Origin of the sequence: Polaromonas sp., from assembly GCF_010365105.1 — a bacterium.
Lineage (GTDB): Bacteria > Pseudomonadota > Gammaproteobacteria > Burkholderiales > Burkholderiaceae_C > Polaromonas.
In genome coordinates this window covers 30,158-45,134 of the sequence record NZ_JAAFGZ010000009.1, presented here as the reverse complement: position 1 = coordinate 45,134, position 14,977 = coordinate 30,158, and the positions used below count along the sequence as shown (strand labels likewise).

The 14,977-nt window shown below is 54.6% G+C and carries 17 protein-coding genes; 7 read left to right on the top strand and 10 right to left on the bottom strand.

Annotated elements, in window-relative coordinates; translation table 11 throughout:
* Positions 1-128: 128 nt before the first annotated feature.
* From clsB to GZ092_RS07900, 5 genes are all read left to right on the top strand, one after another.
* Positions 129-1,364, top strand: coding sequence for a cardiolipin synthase ClsB (gene clsB / locus GZ092_RS07920; protein WP_293635855.1), 1,236 nt, complete (start codon positions 129-131; stop codon positions 1,362-1,364).
* A 149-nt stretch (positions 1,365-1,513) separates the two neighbouring features.
* Entirely contained in the window at positions 1,514-2,236 is a 723-nt protein-coding gene (gene folE, locus GZ092_RS07915; RefSeq protein WP_293635854.1) for a GTP cyclohydrolase I, read from the top strand.
* Between the two features lie 3 nt (positions 2,237-2,239).
* Positions 2,240-2,662: a BLUF domain-containing protein gene (locus GZ092_RS07910; RefSeq protein ID WP_293635853.1), complete on the top strand. Its 423-nt coding sequence runs from the start codon at positions 2,240-2,242 to the stop codon at positions 2,660-2,662.
* A gap of 61 nt (positions 2,663-2,723) precedes the next feature.
* Positions 2,724-3,557 (top strand): DUF429 domain-containing protein, encoded by an 834-nt coding sequence (locus GZ092_RS07905; RefSeq protein ID WP_293635852.1) that lies wholly within the window; start codon positions 2,724-2,726, stop codon positions 3,555-3,557.
* Positions 3,558-3,845: 288 nt separating this feature from the next.
* On the top strand, positions 3,846-4,379 hold the full coding sequence (locus GZ092_RS07900; protein ID WP_293635980.1) for a BON domain-containing protein: 534 nt from the start codon (positions 3,846-3,848) through the stop codon (positions 4,377-4,379).
* 183 nt (positions 4,380-4,562) lie between these two features.
* On the opposite strand, the gene GZ092_RS07895 is transcribed toward GZ092_RS07900, so the two are convergent.
* From GZ092_RS07895 to GZ092_RS07865, 7 genes are all read right to left on the bottom strand, one after another.
* On the bottom strand, positions 4,563-4,877 hold the full coding sequence (locus GZ092_RS07895) for a BON domain-containing protein (protein WP_293635851.1): 315 nt from the start codon (positions 4,875-4,877) through the stop codon (positions 4,563-4,565).
* A gap of 96 nt (positions 4,878-4,973) precedes the next feature.
* On the bottom strand, positions 4,974-5,507 hold the full coding sequence (locus GZ092_RS07890; RefSeq protein WP_293635850.1) for a ferritin-like domain-containing protein: 534 nt from the start codon (positions 5,505-5,507) through the stop codon (positions 4,974-4,976).
* 5 nt (positions 5,508-5,512) lie between these two features.
* Entirely contained in the window at positions 5,513-5,974 is a 462-nt protein-coding gene (locus GZ092_RS07885) for a hypothetical protein (RefSeq protein WP_293635849.1), read from the bottom strand.
* A 24-nt stretch (positions 5,975-5,998) separates the two neighbouring features.
* Entirely contained in the window at positions 5,999-6,364 is a 366-nt protein-coding gene (locus tag GZ092_RS07880) for a hypothetical protein (protein WP_293635848.1), read from the bottom strand.
* 54 nt (positions 6,365-6,418) lie between these two features.
* Complete coding sequence (locus GZ092_RS07875; RefSeq protein ID WP_293635847.1) at positions 6,419-6,823, bottom strand: hypothetical protein; 405 nt, start codon at positions 6,821-6,823, stop codon at positions 6,419-6,421.
* Between the two features lie 73 nt (positions 6,824-6,896).
* The gene (locus GZ092_RS07870; protein WP_293635846.1) at positions 6,897-7,061 is read right to left on the bottom strand and encodes a DUF1328 domain-containing protein; all 165 of its coding nucleotides are present in this window, start codon (positions 7,059-7,061) and stop codon (positions 6,897-6,899) included.
* A 209-nt stretch (positions 7,062-7,270) separates the two neighbouring features.
* A complete protein-coding gene (locus GZ092_RS07865) occupies positions 7,271-8,611 on the bottom strand; it encodes a CHASE3 domain-containing protein (RefSeq protein ID WP_293635845.1) in 1,341 nt (446 codons plus the stop codon).
* Positions 8,612-8,746: 135 nt separating this feature from the next.
* Here GZ092_RS07865 and GZ092_RS07860 point away from each other — a divergent pair, with 135 nt between their 5' ends.
* Complete coding sequence (locus tag GZ092_RS07860) at positions 8,747-9,379, top strand: response regulator transcription factor (RefSeq protein ID WP_011800333.1); 633 nt, start codon at positions 8,747-8,749, stop codon at positions 9,377-9,379.
* A gap of 145 nt (positions 9,380-9,524) precedes the next feature.
* On the opposite strand, the gene GZ092_RS07855 is transcribed toward GZ092_RS07860, so the two are convergent.
* The gene (locus tag GZ092_RS07855; protein ID WP_293635844.1) at positions 9,525-9,914 is read right to left on the bottom strand and encodes a response regulator; all 390 of its coding nucleotides are present in this window, start codon (positions 9,912-9,914) and stop codon (positions 9,525-9,527) included.
* Positions 9,915-10,274: 360 nt separating this feature from the next.
* On the opposite strand from GZ092_RS07855, the gene GZ092_RS07850 reads away from it, so the two are divergent.
* On the top strand, positions 10,275-12,281 hold the full coding sequence (locus GZ092_RS07850; RefSeq protein WP_293635843.1) for an AsmA family protein: 2,007 nt from the start codon (positions 10,275-10,277) through the stop codon (positions 12,279-12,281).
* A gap of 186 nt (positions 12,282-12,467) precedes the next feature.
* On the opposite strand, the gene moeB is transcribed toward GZ092_RS07850, so the two are convergent.
* Both moeB and GZ092_RS07840 read right to left on the bottom strand, forming a co-directional pair.
* The gene (moeB, locus tag GZ092_RS07845; protein WP_293635842.1) at positions 12,468-13,229 is read right to left on the bottom strand and encodes a molybdopterin-synthase adenylyltransferase MoeB; all 762 of its coding nucleotides are present in this window, start codon (positions 13,227-13,229) and stop codon (positions 12,468-12,470) included.
* 141 nt (positions 13,230-13,370) lie between these two features.
* Entirely contained in the window at positions 13,371-14,810 is a 1,440-nt protein-coding gene (locus GZ092_RS07840) for a S41 family peptidase (protein WP_293635841.1), read from the bottom strand.
* Between the last annotated feature and the right edge of the window lie 167 nt (positions 14,811-14,977).

The following is a 14,977-nucleotide window of genomic DNA, read 5'->3' as shown; positions in this document are numbered from 1 at the left end:
TCCGCGAATTTCAAGGCTCTTAGCGTTGCTGGTGGCCCCATGCTTCTCGGCTCCAATAGCGCGTTGTCTGTCGATTTGCTGTTATTCCAGGGATTTGAAGTTTTTCCCACAATTTTGTTCATCGACTCATGGCATCTTCCACCACGTCCGAAACATTCCACCTGCTTCAAGGGGGGGAGACATTGTTTCCCGCGCTAGTCCGTACCTTCGACGATGCTGCCAGCTGGATACAGCTTGAAACTTATATTTTTGATTTTCACGGGGCAGGTGCCGTTGTGGCCGAAGCCCTGGTCCGAGCGGCCCAACGCGGTGTGACAGTTCAGGTGCTGGTGGATGCAGTTGGTAGCGGGCCATTGCCAGACGAATGGCAGCAAAAGTTTTCCGGGTCAGGCGTTCAATGGTGTGCCTACTCGCCAGTGGGGTCAAGCCTCGGCTTTCTGGTGCCCGAGCGCTGGCGCAGGCTGCACCGCAAGCTGTGCGTGGTGGACGAGCGGATTGTTTTTTGCGGCGGAATCAATGTGCTGGACGATTTTTACGACCCCAACCACGGAGAACTGGAGGCGCCACGGTTTGATTTTGCAGTGATCCTGACCGGACCCCTGGCTGCCGAAGCGACCGACGCCATGGCCCTGTTGTGGTGGCGTGTGCAGGCTGGCTACAGCGCGCGGCAAAGGCATTTGAATGAAGCCTGGGAGAAATTCAAGGCGGCAGGTTACGGGGGGCGCACCGATTCAAAGTTGCTTTCACGTCCTGAGGACTCTGGCCTTTCTGGCCTGGCAGGCAGTTCACGCCCCAAGGCGGCGCTGCTGCTGCGCGACAACCTGCGCAACCGCCACAGCATCGAAAGGGCTTACCGCAAGGCCATTGGCAAGGCGCGCCAGGAGATCATCATTGCCAATGCTTATTTTCTGCCCGGCGGCAAGTTACGCCGTGCGCTGATGAAGGCCGCCAGGCGCGGTGTACGCGTAACCCTGTTGCTGCAGGGTAAATATGAATATTTCATGCAATACCACGCCGCCCGGCCGGTGTACGGCGCCCTGTTGGCCGCAGGTGTTGAAATTCATGAATACTCCACCAGTTTTTTGCATGCCAAAGTGGCAGTGGTCGATGGGCATTGGGCCACTGTCGGTTCGTCCAACCTTGATCCTCTGAGCCTTCTGCTGGCGCGCGAAGCCAATGTCGTGATAGAAGACCGTGCATTTGCAGGCGAGCTCAGCGCCTGCCTGCGCGAAGCGGTTGCGCACCACGGAGCGCGAATAGATCCTGCTGTGTACAGCCAGCGTCCCCTGGGCCGGCGTATCCAGGGCTGGATTGCCTACGCCCTGATGCGATTGGCCCTGATGTTGACGGGTCAGCGATATTGAAATAAAACACATTATCCCAGGCCATTGTTGAAAATTCCATTTGCTATGTAATTCATAGCTATCAAGGCTTTCCAGAAAAGCGCAGGATGCCTAAAAGGCTTATTGTTCTGCATTCAAGACAGGTTTAAAGGGGGCTGATAATATCTGCCATGCTTATGAAAACTACTACGACCCTCCAGGATGCTACAGACGAGGGAACGCCCGTTTCCGTCAAGATACGCGAACGCCTGGTCCAGGCACGCAAACGTTTTCATGCCAATGACAACATTTCCGGTTTTATCGAGCCCGGTGAACTGGAGCGCCTGCTTGATGAGGTGGAGGTCAAGATGCAAGGCGTTCTGGACAGCCTGGTGATCGACACTGACGGTGACCACAACACGGGCAACACGGCGCGCCGGGTTGCCAAGATGTACCTGAACGAAGTCTTCAACGGGCGCTACGTGGCGGCACCGAGCATCACCGAGTTTCCCAATGCCGAGCATCTGAACGAGTTAATGATCGTCGGACCCATCACCGTTCGCAGCGCCTGTTCTCACCACTTTTGTCCGGTTATCGGCAAGATATGGATTGGTGTCATGCCCAATGAACATACCAATGTGATTGGCTTGTCCAAATACGCGCGTCTGGCCGAATGGGTCATGGGCCGTCCGCAAATCCAGGAAGAGGCCGTGGTGCAGCTAGCCGACCTGATCATGGAAAAAACCCAGCCTGACGGTCTGGCCATCGTCATGGAAGCAAGTCACTACTGTATGGCTTGGCGCGGCGTCAAGGACATGGACAGCAAGATGATCAATTCGGTCATGCGTGGCGTATTTCTTAAAGATCCCACCTTGCGCCGCGAATTTCTCGCACTTATTCCCAGAAAAGGTTGACACATGCTGGTTCGTTTGCTTTATGCGAGTCGCGCGGTGGATATGGGCGACGAAGCCATCGCCAGCATCCTGGCGCACTCCCGCCAGTACAACCCGGTACTGGGAATTACCGGTATTCTCTGTTACGGCGGGGGTGTTTTCCTGCAGGCCATCGAAGGCGGCCGCATGGCTGTGAGTGAACTGTACGGACATATCTTGAAAGACCCTCGCCACAAGGATGTCGTATTGCTGGACTTTGAGGAGATTTCAGAACGCCGGTTTGGCGGATGGACCATGGGAACGGTCAATTTGCTCAAGCTGAACCATTCCATCTTGTTGAAATATTCCGAGAAAGCCGAGCTTGATCCCTATGCCGCCTCGGGTAAAGTTTCCATGGCCTTGCTTGAAGAACTGATGGCGACCGCTTCCATCATTGGTCGCTCCTGAAAAAAAGCCGGTAAACCTGTGAGTGCTCCTGAGTGGACTATCTCAGACGCACAAGGACAAGATGAGTACGCCAGGCTTGATTCCCGAATTTTTGGTCGGTTGCGATTTTTCCAGCAGTCCCAGTAAACGTAAACCGATCGTGATGGCTGCGGGAACCTCACTGAACGGACGCGTGCTTTTGTCAAGCCTGGAACGTCTCGATTCACTTCATGAATTTGAACAGTGGCTCCGCCAGGATCGCCAATGGCTTGGAGCGTTTGATTTTCCATTCGGTTTGCCGCGCGAACTGGTGACGAACCTGGGCTGGCCTACGCAATGGCTTGAGTCGATGAATCACTATGCCGGACTGAGCCGGCTTGAGATTCGCAACACGTTTGCGGCATTCTGCGATGCCCGGCCTATCGGAAAAAAATTTGCCCATCGTGCCACTGACGGACCATCCGGCGCCAGTCCCTCCATGAAGTGGGTGAATCCGCCGGTGGCTTTCATGCTTCACGCCGGCATTCCACGGCTTGTCGCTGCAGGTGCCAACATCCCCGGACTTCATCCAGGCGACACCAGGCGTAATGCGCTGGAAGGGTATCCCGGTTTGCTGGCACGGGAGGTATTGGGAAATCGGTCTTACAAAAGCGATGACAAGGCCAAGCAGACGTCCGAGCGGCTCATTGCGCGCAAAGACCTGATCACTGCACTGGAGCACGGACAGACACGTCTGGGCCTGCGCTTGAAGGTCAGCCATGCGCAGCGCGATACCTTGGTCGATGATGGAAGTGGCGACAGCCTGGATGCCGTGCTGTGCCTGATGCAGGCTGCCTGGGCAGCGCAACAGGGCGCGCCTGGATACGGTTTGCCTGCTGACATGGATGCGCTGGAAGGATGGATTGTGACGGCCTGAATGTCCTGCTGAACTGGGGCAGAATAAATGCGTTGCATCGATTGCCCGTGCTGATGGCCAAATACTTTAAGGCCTGATGAATTTCATCGATTTGGCTTGACCGTAAATGGTTTTCAGGCGACTGTCCGGGAATTCATGCAGTGGCGATGCCTGCTCTATTCTGTGCCTGGGCGGCACTGCTGCTGTGCAGTGGCATGGCGCAAGGGGTGAATGCCAGATTGAAAAATCAAACGGCTGCCTGTGGTTTTTTGAGTTTTGAACCGACGAAAAGGATATATCGTGCAAAAAATGCGTTCGCAAATCAACCCGCTTGCTGTCTTTGGTCTGAAAACACGCATCTTCGCTGTCGCGTCGCTGGGCATTGCAATGGCTTTAAGTGGCTGCAACAAGGTCGATGATGCGCAAACGCCGGGTCAAAAACTTGATTCGGCGATTGGCAAGACAGAAAAGGCTGCCGCCGAAGCAAAACTCCAGGGCGAGCAGTCAGGCGCCGACGTTAAGGCTAAAACCGAAGCTGCCTTTGCCAATGCAGGCGAGGCATTGAGAAATGCCACCGAAAATGCCGAATCCTCCGCCAAGGTGGCGGCCAACAAAGCCATCAACAAAATCGATGACATGGCCATCACCACAGCCATTTCAGCGGAATTGATAAAGGACGCTGAAATTAAACTCTTCCGGATCAATGTCGATACAAAAGACGGAGCAGTGATATTGAAAGGCACAGTGCCTACAGACGCGGTGCGCGAAAGGGCGGCTGCGATTGCCAAAACGTTCAGCGGCGTTCAGTCGGTGGACAATCAACTGGTGGTCAAGGCCAACTGACCCCATTACTTCCGCTGCATGGTCGCTCGGCTTGTGAACGGCATTTTCCGCTGTCAGGACGAGAGCAGTCATGCAACGTGCTTGAAACGCCACGAGGAACAAAAAAAAGCAGGCACGAAAATTTTTCGATGCCTGCTTTTTGGCGTTGCCTCGTAGGGCACCGCAGTCGATTAGAAAAATCGATTAAGGACGAACGACGATGTCGTTGCGAACGCTCTTGACGTGGTTTACGCCACGGGCAATATTCTCAGCCTGCATTTTTTCAGCAGTGGATTTTGCAAAACCGGACAGCTGTACGGTTCCGTTGAGCGTTTCAACGCTGAGTGATGTTGCTGAAACAGTCTTGTCTTCAGCAAACTTTGCCTTGACGGAGGTGGTGATAGCTGCATCATCAACGTAGGAGCCTGCCGTCTGCTGACCACGTCCCACAGAGCACCCGCTTCCAATAATGGTGATGCCAGCCAGGGCTGCGAATGCGATTGCACGTGCGTATTTCATAGGGTTTCCTCTTCGAGTTGATTTGTTTAGGTTGGTGCAAAGTTTATAAAGCCTGTCGATTAACGGCACCACGCCTATCGACCAGCACCCGGAAGTTTAAAGATCAAGCCAGTCTTTGAGTTCGTCTGCATGCTCTTCTTCTTCTGCCAGAATGTCTTCAAGCATTCTGCGTGTTGTGGGGTCCTTGTCGGCCAGCAATGAAATCATCTGGCGATAGGCTTCCACCGCGATCCGCTCGGCGATCAGATTGACCCGGACCATGGTTTTCAGATCGTTGGACTCATCATAATCTGCATGGCTGCGCTGGAGAAGGGTAGATGGTGAAAAGTCAGGTTCGCCGCCCAGCTGCACGATACGCTGCGCAATGCGGTCGGCATGTGCCGATTCTTCCGTGGCATGCACCATGAATTCGTCGGCAATCCGGGGTGAAGAAAGACCGCTGGCCATGAAATGATGCCGCTTGTAGCGCAGCACACATACCAGTTCAGTCGCCAATGCATCGTTCAAAAGCTTGACGATAGCCTCGCGATGCGGTCCATATGCCGGCGTGATCGCACCCTGGTCCAGGCTGGACCTGACCGCGTTGAGTGCCGACTCGTCAAGGCTGAGTTCGCTGGGTGAGTTGGTCATGGTAGTCATAGTGTTGTATCGTTATTGCCAGAATGGCGGGTAAAAGAAGACAGCATCGTGAACAGCGTGTTTGACAGGCCCGAGGACTTGACAGCTGCCACCAGCAGGGCGCTGGCAGACATCATGCGCCACGGCCTGGCAATAACCATTGCGGCACCTGCTGCAGCAGAAATGCCAACAAGTTTGAAAGGATGCACAGTTGCGTAATCACTCAAAAGAGGTGTGGCAAGTTCCACTGCCGCACTGGCAGGATGCCGATGCCACCACATGCGCGCTGCGTACTTGATTTTGCTCAGCACACTGCGATCAGATGAATCCGTCTCTAAGCCGTTTCGGTTCGCCACTTCAATGTCGCTGTCAGCCCGCTCTTCAACATCCCGATGGTGCCGGTTCATATGCCTGACGATTGCCTTGCGGCTGATAGCCAAGCGCTCTTGAGGCGTAAGTTCAATTGGAGGAGAGGCCATGCCGGGTTCTTTTGATGACGTGATTCAGGAAACAGTACGCAACGCTTGCGCATCACTGTCGATCTGCGCTTTCAGTTCTGGAAAGCGCTCGCTTTTCAGCGGCTTCATGACAATGACGGCAGCAATAACGGTAAGCACCAAGGCCGTGCCAGGGACTGCTACCAGCACCCAGTGAAACTGGTTTTGTAAAAAACCGAGCATTACAGCTGTCCCTGTAAGCACCAGAAAAATGACAAGCGCCAAAATAGCCACCACGCCTGCCACTGCACGCGCCATCAGGTCAGACCCTGCGCTTGTTGCTTCCTTGTGGAACAGCGATCCATACGCAGACAAATGGTCAATGACCAGATCAGGTCTTTGCACAATCGTTGAAAAAAGAGGATGCAGCATAAATTAAGAGAAGTGGTGCGTCAGTGGTGGGCAGGCCTGATTGGCAAGAAAATTTTAATAGCGGTTGTGATTGCGATGGCGTGAACTTGAAACCAGCAGGGCTACTGCAGCGCCAACGGCTGCGGCGATCAGCACCGAGCGCATGGGTTGCTCTGAAACATAACGCGTGGTGGCATCTGCGGCATGCTTGAACGATTTTTCTGCACGTTCTTTGGCTTCCGAAGCCATGTCCAGGCTCTGGCGGGCCATTTTTTGTGCTTTGGTGGCCAGCATTTCGACCATAGGATCGACGCTGCCACGCAGTTCGCGAACCTTGCTTTCGGCCCGGTCGAGCGCTTGATTGGCATGCTCGCGCGTTGACTCAATCGCCCTGCCTGCCGAGTTCATCATCTCGTCTGAAGCTTTTTGCATTGCGGGAACTGCATCGCGCGCCATGTTCGAAGGGCTGTTTGTGTTCATGTCTTTTTCCTTGGTGAATAAATGATGAAAGAGAAGATAAGGGCGACCACTTTGAAGTAGCTGTTCGCTTGGGCTAATTTTTTTTGATGAGGCTCAAAACAAAGCTGACTATTGCCATGATAGCGAACAGAAAGAAAAGAATTTTGGCAATTTCCACAGCACCCGCCGCGATGCCACCGAAGCCAAAAACTGCAGCGATCAGGGCGATCACCAAAAAGACAACGGAATAGTGCAGCATTTGATTTCCCCTGATGTTTGCTTGGCACATGAAAAGTGCTTCTTTAAACTCCTGTATAGCTTCGCTTCAAAGCCAGACTCCTCTCATCGGCTTGAGCCCTAAACCCCTGTCAGGGTCTGGGTTAATGCTCTGTAGGAGAAGGATGACATTTTGTAACGTACAGCCTGTCTTTTCGAGAAGTCGGCGCTTTATCAATTTTTGCTGCTTCTTCAACGGGATTTTGGCAGAACCGCACCGACCTGAGTACCTCTGTTTTCAGCGCTGGCTACAGTCAGTTTTCCGCCAGCTGCTTCCACCCGGTGATGCATGCCGGCGAGGCCATGACTCCCTGGCCCGATGCTTTCCAGCTTGAAGCCCTTGCCGTTGTCTTTCACATCCACCGTGATGAACCCGTCAAAGTTGTGCACACTGATTTCCACCTGGGTGGCATTGGCATATTTGGCAATGTTGGTCAAGGATTCCTGGACCAGGCGGTAAACGGTCAATTGCGCTGATCCACCGAGTTCGACGGTTTCCAGGTCAGTGGTGATCGACAGTCCCGATCTTTCCTCAAATTCACGCGCCAAAATTTCAAGTGATGCGACCAGTCCCAAATGGGAGAGCGAAGAAGGTCGAAGGTCTTCAACAATGCGTCTTTTCAGGGCAATCCCGGTGTTGAGCGTACTGGTCAGATGCTCAAGCCGTTCCGAGGCTTCCGGCAGGTTGTCAGCAAGTCGGGATTTGAGTCGTGCCACATCAAGTTTGGCTGCCGTAAGGAGGGCACCGAGTTCATCGTGGAGTTCTCTCGCCAGATGGCCGCGTTCATCTTCGCGCACGTTCTGCAGGTGGGTCGCCAGTTCAGCCAGACTTGCTGTACGCTCCCTGACCTGCTTTTCCAGCAGGTCCCGCTCACGCTCCAGAGTCTCCTGTTCGCGCTGGCCTGAAGCCAGCAGTGCCTTGTTTTGCATCAGATACATGTAAAAAGCAAGTAATCCGACAAGCGCAGTCATGGCGATGCCTATGCGTGAAAGCTGCAGCGCCTTTCTGACTTGTACCTGGCCTTGTTCCATCTGCTGAATGCTGCTGGCGGACAGTTTGTCCGATTGATTCCGGATGGCTTCCATTTCTTCCTTGCCTACATCGGTGGTCAGCACAAACTTCCAGCCATCGTCATTGCCTTCCTTGCGCATGCGTACGCTCAGTTCCATCTCGGCCATCTTGCGTGACACGTGACGCGACAAGGTATCGAACTCGCCGATCAGCGCTGGCTGTGAAACAAAAATCTGCTGCAAAACGTTGAGGTTCTCAGTAATATCGCCTACTGCAACCCGGTAAGGCTCCAGGTAGCGCGTATCGCCTGTCAACAGGTAACCACGCTGCCCGGTTTCTGCATCCAGAACCTGGCGCACCAGACTCGTGGTGGCACTGCGTGTCTGCTGAGCCTTCTCCATGTTGCTGACGGCCTTGGTTGATTGCTGGAAACTCGCCTCGTTGATAAAAATCATGAAGGCGGCCGCCAAAACGGCCAGTGGCAAACTGATAGCGGTTTTCAACGCAGCAAATTTTTTCAAGACGGACTCCCGTTCGGTACTGGTATGGATAACTCGTCAATAATGAGCAGTGATAATCACGACTGTTTTTTTTGCATCGGCGCTGTTTTTTGGCAGCTTGTCCGGGCGGCGCAGGTTTTATAGAAAGATAGCGACATGATAAAAATTGGAATTGTGGATGACCATGCCATTGTGCGGTCGGGACTGAAGCAGTTTTTTTCGGATCAAGTGGACTTGCGCGTTGTGGGTGAAGCGGCAAGTGGCCGGGAGGCGATTGACCTGGTTCGCAATGTTGAGCTGGACATACTCGTCATGGATCTGTCCATGCCGGGACAGAGCGGTATTGATGCGCTGGCCATGATTCGTGCGAAGGCGCCCGATGTGGGAATCCTGATTTTGAGCGGCTATCCCGAAGAGCATTACGCCGTCAACCTGATTCGTCAGGGTGCCAGCGGTTACCTCAACAAGGAATGCGATCCTTCCGAGATTGTCGATGCCATTCGCGTGATTTCCCTGGGCAAGCGCTACATCACGGCAGCGGTGGCAGAACTGCTTGCGCAACAATTGAACAGGCCCAAAGACGTTGCGGCGCACGAACAGCTGTCCGAACGGGAATTTCAGGTTTTCCTCAAGCTTGCCAAAGGGGAAACGGCGGGAGATATTGCCAAGGCGCTTTCGCTTAGCGTTAAAACGGTGAGCACTTACCGTACCCGCGTGATGGAAAAAATGAGTCTGGCATCGAACAGCGACTTGACCTATTACGCCCTGAAAAACAAGCTGATCGATTGAATTCTGAACATCTCGATTCATTGTTGGTTGAAACCGGTGTGCCAACAAGTCAACCGGTTTTCTGCGAGGCAGGTAGCTTTGAAAGCTCAGAAATAGATAACGTGAGAATTCACGTTGAAATCACACCAAATTCATCTGAGTCAACTTAGCTTTTGGCATCAAGTCTGCTCATTTGTTCCAGGCAGTAGTCGATAAGCGCATCAATTTCGTTGGACTTATCAAATACTGCATCAACTCCGAGTTGTGCGCATCTTTGGCGAATATCTTCAGTAGCGTAATTGCTCAGCACCACCACTTTTTGGCTTGAGGAACGGTCCTGGCAGGCTGCAAGCACACCCAGGCCACTGCCCTGTTTTAAAAACAGATCGACGATCGCCAGATCCCAATCCTGCGGGTTGGTGTTCAACCACGTCTTGCCATCGTTTTCGGTTTCAGCCGTTCCCACCGCAATCACACAGGCGAGTTCTTCCAGCGTACCAATCAGGTTCTCACGAATGGTAGGGTTGTCTTCGACGATGTATGTTTTCAATCTCACGGCTCATATCCAGTTAACGGAGGCAGGAATTCGGTGTGAGTTGCGAAAAGCCCGCCATTGCGGCCAGCAGTAGCCGGAAATGCCAGCTTCTCTTGTTTCCTAATGTATCTTCGATTCGATGCCCGATTGTGCCAGCGGCATTTGTTTGTACTTGTAGGGGTTTTTCGACGATTGAGCATTTGGATGGTGTAGGCACCTGCCGACAGTTGTTCATCGCATTTACCGACTGCCCAAAATCCTGTGGCCGGTTGATAGTCAAGTTGTCCACCGAGGCTTACTTGCGCCAGTTGTTCACCATATTTGTGCATTGTCAGCCATTGCCGGCCGGGTCTTCAAGACGGCTGTTTCTCTTACCAACGCATGAAAACTCCCCTTATCAAATCTCCGACACTTCGCCATTGGCTGGCTGGCACAGGCATCGTCCTGATCGTGCTGGTGCTGGTCATCTCCTTTTTTCCCTGGGACTCGCTACGTGGGCCCATCAACCGCTATGTTTCTGATCAACTCGGCAGGCGTTTCGAGATCACACGCCATCTTTCGGTCCGCCTGGGTTTTACGACGACGGTCAGCGTGGACGGCATTGAAATTGCAAATCCTGAATGGGCCAACGATCCCTACCTGCTCAAGGCTACGGCTGCGGAATTTGACATCAGTCTGCTGCCGCTGATCGTTGGAAAAGTCGTGCTGCCGAACATCAAGCTGACCGAACCCCGTATTGGTCTGCAGATCGAACCTGATGGCCGAAGAACATGGGCCTTTTCGCGGGATACGTCAGAAAAGGGAGCTGCACCGAAAATCGGCTCTTTCGTCGTGGACCAGGGAAACGTCAGTTACCTTGCCAAGGCCCAGGGCGCTGACCTTGATGTCCAATTTTCATTGGCAACTGCGTCCGGCAACGACTTGCCACTGAGCTTCAAGGCAACCGGGCGGTGGAACAACGGCGCATTCACCGCCAACGGACGTACCGGTGGCGTTTTGGAGTTCAGCAGGGATTCCAAAGCTTCCTTTCCCGTTGAAGTGAACGCCGTAGCCGGAAGAACCCGCCTCAAGGCCAAGGGCTCGCTTGCCGATATTGCAAACCTGGCCGGCATCGACGCAACTTTTGACCTGCAGGGCGAAAATCTTGACGACCTGTATGGCTTGCTCGGCATCGTTCTGCCTGCCACGCCACCTTACAAGCTGAGTGGAAAGTTGAACAAGAAAGACAAAATCTGGGCGGTCAGTCAGATTCAGGGGCTGCTGGGCAAGTCTGACCTCAGCGGTGCCTTGAGTTTTGACCAGTCTTCAGCGGTCCCGCTGCTGACCGGCAAGGTGCAATCGAAAATCATGGATTTCGCGGATCTGGCCCCGGTCATTGGCCTGGCGCCTTCTGGCAGTTCAACGCCGAAGGCACAGCCGGCAAATGCTTCAACAGGCAGCCAGGCAGCGCCGTCCACTGTCGGCAAGAAAGCGTTGCCAACCGGAACCGCGCCGGGCAAGGTGTTGCCGCGTACGCCACTGGACGTGAACAGGCTTAACGCCATGAATGCCGACGTCACCTACTCTGCGGCCGACATCCGGCATGTCAAGGAATTGCCGCTCGATAAAGGCTCCGTTCATGTCAAGCTGAATGCCGGTGTTTTGCAACTCGATCCCATTTCGCTGGGCGTTGCCGGGGGATCAGTGGCAGGCACCATCCGCATCGATTCGACCGTTGCGCCAGCGGCCATCACCACCCGGCTGGATGTACGTGCCTTGCAACTGAACCGGCTGTTTCCTGCGGTGGAAAGCACCAAGACCGGTTTTGGCAAGTTCAGCGGACAGTTCAACTTGACGGGCCGCGGCAATTCTGTGGCGCAAATGCTGGGTTCGGCCTCGGGTGACGTGGCCATTCTCATGGGCAAAGGCGAGATCAGCAACATCCTGCTGGAGTTCATGGGGCTTGATGGCGGTGAGGTGATCAAGTTTTTGGTGCGCGGCGACAACACGGTGCAGTTGCGTTGCGCGGCAGCGGCTTTTGACGTGAAACAGGGCTTGATGACCAGCCGGGCCATCGTGCTCGACACCAGCGATACCGTCATCACAGGGCAGGGGCAGGTCAGCCTGGCCAATGAAACGCTTGATATTTTGTTCAAACCACAACCCAAGGACATGAGTATCCTGAGCCTGCGTTCGCCGCTTCGGATCGGTGGAACATTTGCGAAAACGACAGCAGGACCAGAGAAATCGGCTCTTGCGGGACGGGTTGGGATTGCGCTGGTTCTGGCGGCCATCAACCCTTTGCTGGCGCTGGCGGCGACGATTGAAACCGGGCCGGGCGAGAATGCCGACTGTGCTGCCGTTCTGTCCAAAGCTGCGCAGCCTGCAGCAGCAAACGGCAAAAAGTAAGTTCGAGCCACAGCCGGATCAGCGTCTTGTCTTTGGAGCGCAATTCTCCTGACTTGCAATCACGTGAACAGGTGATTCGGGATTTTGCTATTAAATTAATAGCTTCTAACACATATGCATCATGCGCAAACGGCCAATTTGATTATAAAAATTCGTTCGATGCACAAATGAATGCGTTCCAGCCGATCAAGTTTTGCTGTCCACAACTCCGCAGACTGCGCACCCTTCGTTGCGCACCAGCATCAACTGATGCCACTCCATGCTCCTGCCATCCAGCATCAGCAGCCGCCCTGTCAAGGCCTGCCCGATGCCGCACAGCAACTTCAGGGCCTCGGCGGCCTGCATGGCGCCCACGATACCGACCAGCGGCGCAAACACGCCCATGGTGGCGCAGCTGATTTCCTCGGGCAGGGCCGATTCGGGAAAAATGCAGGCATAGCATGGGGATTCAGGGATTCGGACGTCATAGACTGAAATTTGACCGTCAAACCGGATGGCCGCGCCTGAAACAAGGGGCTTGCGGTGCCTGACGCAGGCCCGGTTGATGGCGTGCCGGGTCGCAAAGTTGTCGGTGCAGTCAAGCACCAGGTCTGCCTGCGGCACCAGTTGATCCAGCAGGTCATCATCCGCTCTTTGCACCACCGGGACAACCTCGACATCCGGATTCAGGGCTGCGACGGCCTGCACCACCGACACCGCCTTGCATTCGCCGATGCGTGACACCGTGTGGGCAATCTGGCGCTGGAGGTTGGTGACATCGACACGGTCATCGTCCACCACCGTGATGCGGCCAACGCCGGCGCTGCCAAGATAAAGCGCGACCGGCGATCCCAGCCCGCCCGCGCCAATGATCAGTACATTTGAGGCCAGGAGCTTTTCCTGGCCTTCGATGTCTATCTCGTCAAGCAGGATATGCCGTGAGTAGCGAAGCAACTGGTCGTCGTTCATGAGGCTGGAAGTTTTATAAAGTACGCTGGAGGGCGTGACATTCGGGAGCGAAAAACCGCAGTCGATGACCTGTTAAGGGCATACAAAACAAAGCCCGTCCGGAAAAGGACGGGCTTTGCTTGAACCAGACGAATCGGCTGCCTAGTTTTCTTTTTTCTCGTTCTTGGGTTCGATCACTGCTGTCTTGCTGACCAGTACCGGACGCCCCTTGAGCTGATTGATCGCCTGGGCCAACTGGAAGTCCTTGTCGCTGCCCAACTCGGGCGGACGACGCTGCTCGGGCGTTTTCTTGGCTTCTTCTTCAAGTCGCTTCAGCGCTTCCTCACGGGCTTTTTCACGGCCCGGGTCCTTGACTTCAGCACCCTGGCCACTGTTGAGGTGCTTTTCCAGGTCGGCTTCACGGGTGCGCAGCGCGGCAAAGGGGCTGCCTTCTGCTGTTTCGTCAATCAGCACGTCGGGCACGATACCGCGCGCCTGGATTGATTTGCCGCTTGGCGTGTAATAGCGCGCGGTGGTCAGCTTGATGCCGGTGTCAGGGCCCAGCGGTCGTACCGTCTGCACCGAGCCCTTGCCGAAGGTCTGGTTGCCCATGATGGTGGCGCGCTTGTAATCCTGAAGGGCGCCAGCCACAATTTCGCTGGCCGATGCAGAACCCTCATTCACCAGCACGATGAGTGGCACGGTCTTGAGGGCCGCAGGCAGCCGCTTGAGCGGATCGACGCCGTTGCGCCGCTGGTAAAACTCTGGTGACGCCTTGTAGACCGACTTGCTTTCAGCCAACTGGCCGTTGGTGGACACCACGGTCACGTTTTCAGGCAAAAAGGCTGCCGACACTGCCACGGCCGCATCCAGCAGACCGCCCGGGTCATTGCGCAGGTCCAGCACCAGGCCCTTGAGTTTGGGTTCCTGTTTGTAAATCTGTTCAATTTTGGTAACAAAGTCGTCCACTGTCCGTTCCTGAAACTGGCTCAGGCGAATCCACGCGTAACCCGGCTCAATCACCTTGCTGCGAACCGATTGGGTACGAATTTCTTCACGCGTGATGCTGACCGGGAAGGTGCGGCTTTCGTCTTTGCGAAAGATCGTCAGCATCACCTTGGTCTGCGGCTCGCCACGCATTTTCTTGACCGCATCGTTCAGGCTCAGACCCTTGACCGCGGTGTCATCGATGCGCGTGATCAGGTCATTCGGCTTGAGACCCGCGCGGTCGGCAGGAGAGCCTTCAATCGGTGACACCACCTTGACCAGCCCGTCTTCCTGTGAGATTTCGATGCCCACGCCGACGAAACGGCCAGAAGTGCCTTCGCGAAATTCCTTGTAGGTCTTTTTGTCGAAATACACCGAATGCGGATCAAGGCTGGAGACCATGCCCGAAATGGCATCGGTGATGAGCTTCTTTTCATCCACGGGCTCGACATAGTCGGTCTTGACCATGCCGAAAACAGCTGCGAGTTGCTGCAGTTCTTCCAGTGGCAAGGGCGCCATGCCTGCACGCGCAACTGCCTGCAGTTGCACCGTGGTAAGGGCACCTGCCATAGCACCGATTGAAATCCATCCTGCGATTTTTAGCTTCTGACCCATGAGATTTTCCTAAGCCTGTTGAAGGAGCCTGCGCTCCTTTTTTTGTGAGAAGCAATATACACCTTGGATGCATAAACCTCCCTGCGGTTCCGTGAACGGCAGGGCAATGACTACCAAATGTAGGGAAAGATGCGGCTTTTGCAAGGTGCTGGCTGCATCATTGCAGA

Bases quoted from the DNA above. Each gene is read 5' to 3' on its own strand.
- GZ092_RS07880 (WP_293635848.1), bottom strand. From the start codon at position 6,364: ATGCTGCATCCTCTTTTTTCAACGATTGTGCAAAGACCTGATCTGGTC.
- GZ092_RS07850 (WP_293635843.1), top strand. From the start codon at position 10,275: ATGAAAACTCCCCTTATCAAATCTCCGACACTTCGCCATTGGCTGGCT.
- GZ092_RS07910 (WP_293635853.1), top strand. From the start codon at position 2,240: ATGCTGGTTCGTTTGCTTTATGCGAGTCGCGCGGTGGATATGGGCGAC.
- GZ092_RS07885 (WP_293635849.1), bottom strand. From the start codon at position 5,974: ATGGCCTCTCCTCCAATTGAACTTACGCCTCAAGAGCGCTTGGCTATC.
- folE (WP_293635854.1), top strand. From the start codon at position 1,514: ATGCTTATGAAAACTACTACGACCCTCCAGGATGCTACAGACGAGGGA.
- GZ092_RS07900 (WP_293635980.1), top strand. From the start codon at position 3,846: ATGCGTTCGCAAATCAACCCGCTTGCTGTCTTTGGTCTGAAAACACGC.
- GZ092_RS07895 (WP_293635851.1), bottom strand. From the start codon at position 4,877: ATGAAATACGCACGTGCAATCGCATTCGCAGCCCTGGCTGGCATCACC.
- GZ092_RS07840 (WP_293635841.1), bottom strand. From the start codon at position 14,810: ATGGGTCAGAAGCTAAAAATCGCAGGATGGATTTCAATCGGTGCTATG.
- clsB (WP_293635855.1), top strand. From the start codon at position 129: ATGGCATCTTCCACCACGTCCGAAACATTCCACCTGCTTCAAGGGGGG.
- GZ092_RS07860 (WP_011800333.1), top strand. From the start codon at position 8,747: ATGATAAAAATTGGAATTGTGGATGACCATGCCATTGTGCGGTCGGGA.
- GZ092_RS07890 (WP_293635850.1), bottom strand. From the start codon at position 5,507: ATGACCAACTCACCCAGCGAACTCAGCCTTGACGAGTCGGCACTCAAC.
- GZ092_RS07875 (WP_293635847.1), bottom strand. From the start codon at position 6,823: ATGAACACAAACAGCCCTTCGAACATGGCGCGCGATGCAGTTCCCGCA.
- moeB (WP_293635842.1), bottom strand. From the start codon at position 13,229: ATGAACGACGACCAGTTGCTTCGCTACTCACGGCATATCCTGCTTGAC.
- GZ092_RS07870 (WP_293635846.1), bottom strand. From the start codon at position 7,061: ATGCTGCACTATTCCGTTGTCTTTTTGGTGATCGCCCTGATCGCTGCA.
- GZ092_RS07905 (WP_293635852.1), top strand. From the start codon at position 2,724: ATGAGTACGCCAGGCTTGATTCCCGAATTTTTGGTCGGTTGCGATTTT.